Genomic DNA, 2,961 nt, shown 5'->3' with positions numbered 1-2,961 from the left:
AAGTAAAAGAAGATTTGAGGCGGTTACCTACTTTCCCACGGGTGAGCGCAGTATCATCGGCGAGGGGGGGCTTAACGGCTCTGTTCGGAATGGGAAGAGGTGAACACCCCCGCTATGACCACCTTCAAGGCGGTGAGGTTTCTTCTGTCACCTGCGGTGGCGGGCACCGGCAGGGGCTTTGAGGGGGATTGTGAAAAAAGCAGTTTCGTTGTTTTCCTGGTGAGCACCCGCTTTTCAGCAAAAGCTAAAAGTGGAACCTTTCGAGCAATTAGTACGACTCGGCTTTGCCTTCTCGGGCTTTAGACCTGTCGCCTATCAACGTGCTCATCTGGCACGACTCTCTATGGAAGACTCATCTTGGGGCAAGTTTCGCACTTAGATGCTTTCAGCGCTTATCTCAACCCGACGTGGCTACTCAGCCGTGCTCCTGGCGGAACAACTGATGCACCAGCGGTCGGTCCAACCCGGTCCTCTCGTACTAAGGTCAGACCCCCTCAATCTTCCGACGCCCATCACAGATAGGGACCGAACTGTCTCACGACGTTCTGAACCCAGCTCGCGTGCCACTTTAATCGGCGAACAGCCGAACCCTTGGGACCTTCTCCAGCCCCAGGATGTGACGAACCGACATCGAGGTGCCAAACCTCCCCGTCGATATGAGCTCTTGGGGGAGATCAGCCTGTTATCCCCGGAGTACCTTTTATCCTTTGAGCGACGGCCCTTCCATACAGAACCGCCGGATCACTTTAGCCGACTTTCGTCCCTGCTCGGCTTGTGTGCCTCACAGTCAAGCACCCTTATACTAATGCGCTCTTCGTACGATTACCAACCGTACTGAGGGTACCTTTGCAAGCCTCCGTTACTCTTTAGGAGGCGACCACCCCAGTCAAACTACCCACCATGCACTGTTTCCCGCAAGGGATTAGACTCTAAATCAAAGAAGGTTGGTATTTCAACGACCGCTCCACACTACCTGGCGGCAATGCTTCAAAGCGTCCCAACTATTCTACACATCCGTAATTCAAAATCAATGCAAAGTTGTAGTGAAGGTTCACGGGGTCTTTCCGTCCCGTGGCGGGTAACCGGCATCTTCACCGATACTACAATTTCACCGGGCTCGTGGAGGAGACAGTGTTCAACTCATTAGACCATTCGTGCAGGTCGGAACTTACCCGACAAGGAATTTCGCTACCTTAGGACCGTTATAGTTACGGCCGCCGTTTACCGGGGCTTCGATTCAGACCTTCGCTTGCGCTAAGCCCCCCTCTTAACCTTCCGGCACCGGGCAGGTGTCAGGCCATATACGTCATCTTTCGATTTCTGCATAGCCCTGTGTTTTTGTTAAACAGTCGCCTGGGCTTTTTCTCTGCGGCCTCCCATCGCTGGGTAGGCCCCCCTTCTCCCGAAGTTACAGGGTCAATTTGCCGAGTTCCTTAGCCGTGATTCACTCGAGCACCTTAGGATGTTCTCCCCGGCTACCTGTGTCGGTTTGCGGTACGGGTTGCGCAATGCTGGTGTTTCTCCCACTTTTCTTGGAAGTCTCGACAGTGATTCGGTTTGGCCCGAAGGCCGCCCCTGCTGGCGCCCGCTTCCGTCAGGACGCACCACCGCTTTCGTCTCCGTCATGAGTTCACACATTGCGCAAGTGGAGGAATATTAACCCCCTTGACATCGGCGCTTCGCCTTCGCTAACGCCTTAGTACCCGACTAACCCTCCGTTGATTGACATAGCGGAGGAATCCTTAGCCTTTCGGTGTGCGGGGTTCTCGCCCGCATTGTCGTTACTTATGCCTACATTTGCTTTTCCCAGCGCTCCAGCCAGACTCGTCGTCTAACCTTCACTGCCGCTGGGAATGCTCCCCTACCAAGATTTCTCTTCCATCGCTTCGGTGGTGGGCTTGATGCCCGTTTATTATCGATGCCCGCCCCGCTCGACCAGTGAGCTGTTACGCACTCTTTAAATGAATTGCTGCTTCCAAGCAAACATCCTGGCTGTCTCGGCAGTCGGACCTCCTTTGTTCAACTTAGTCCACACTTGGGGACCTTAGCGGATGGTCTGGGTTCTTTCCCTCTCGGACTGGGACCTTAGCACCCCAGCCCTCACTCCCGGGCATATCCACTGGCATTCAGAGTTCGTCAGGATTTGGTAGGATGTGACTCCCCCTAGTCCTATCGGTAGCTTTACCTCCAGTGGACTCTATCCCGAGGCTGTTCCTAAAAACATTTCGGGGAGTACGAGCTATTTCTCAGTTTGATTGGCCTTTCACCCCTACCCACAGCTCATCCAAAAACTTTTCAACGTTAACTGGTTCGGTCCTCCAGTGCGTGTTACCGCACCTTCAACCTGGCCATGGGTAGATCACCAAGTTTCGCGTCTGCCCCCACTGACTATTCGCCCTGTTCAGACTCGCTTTCGCTTCGGCTGCCCGCGTTCTCGCGGTTAACCTTGCCAGGGACGGCAACTCGTAGGCTCATTATGCAAAAGGCACGCCGTCAGCCCACTAAAGGCCTCCGACCGCTTGTAAGCGCACGGTTTCAGGGTCTTTTCACCCCCCTGTTCGGGGTACTTTTCACCTTTCCCTCACGGTACTGGTTCACTATCGGTCTCTCAGTCGTATTTAGCCTTGGCGGATGGTGCCGCCGGATTCAAAGGGGATTTCACCGGTCCCCCCCTACTCAGGATACCCCTACGTTCTTCCGATTTACACCTACGGGGCTGTCACCCGCTCTGGCCGGCCTTCCCAGACCGTTCGATTTGACGGAAGTTCTAAAAAAGGGTCCTACAACCCCGGCTTTGCCGTAACAAAACCGGTTTGGGCTACTCCCCGTTCGCTCGCCACTACTGGGGGAATCACTGTTGTTTTCTGTTCCTCCGGGTACTTAGATGTTTCAGTTCTCCGGGTTGGCTTCCTTCTCAGGATAGTTGGTCTTCAACCAACTGGGTTGCCCCATTCGGACACG

General features: G+C 54.4%; 2 rRNA genes (1 of these 2 running past the window's edge). Both read right to left on the bottom strand.

Annotated elements, in window-relative coordinates:
• Nucleotides 1–14 precede the first annotated feature (14 nt).
• Nucleotides 15–126: ribosomal RNA gene (gene rrf, locus AC5JDC_RS12970) — 5S ribosomal RNA — on the bottom strand.
• 122 nt (nucleotides 127–248) lie between these two features.
• A 23S ribosomal RNA gene (locus AC5JDC_RS12965) occupies nucleotides 249–2,961 on the bottom strand; it runs 108 nt beyond the window's last position.

The sequence above is a fragment of the Kumtagia sp. genome, assembly GCF_059502445.1.
The sequence above is the reverse complement of the archived record's forward strand: the minus strand, read 5'-3'. Positions and strand labels throughout refer to the sequence as shown.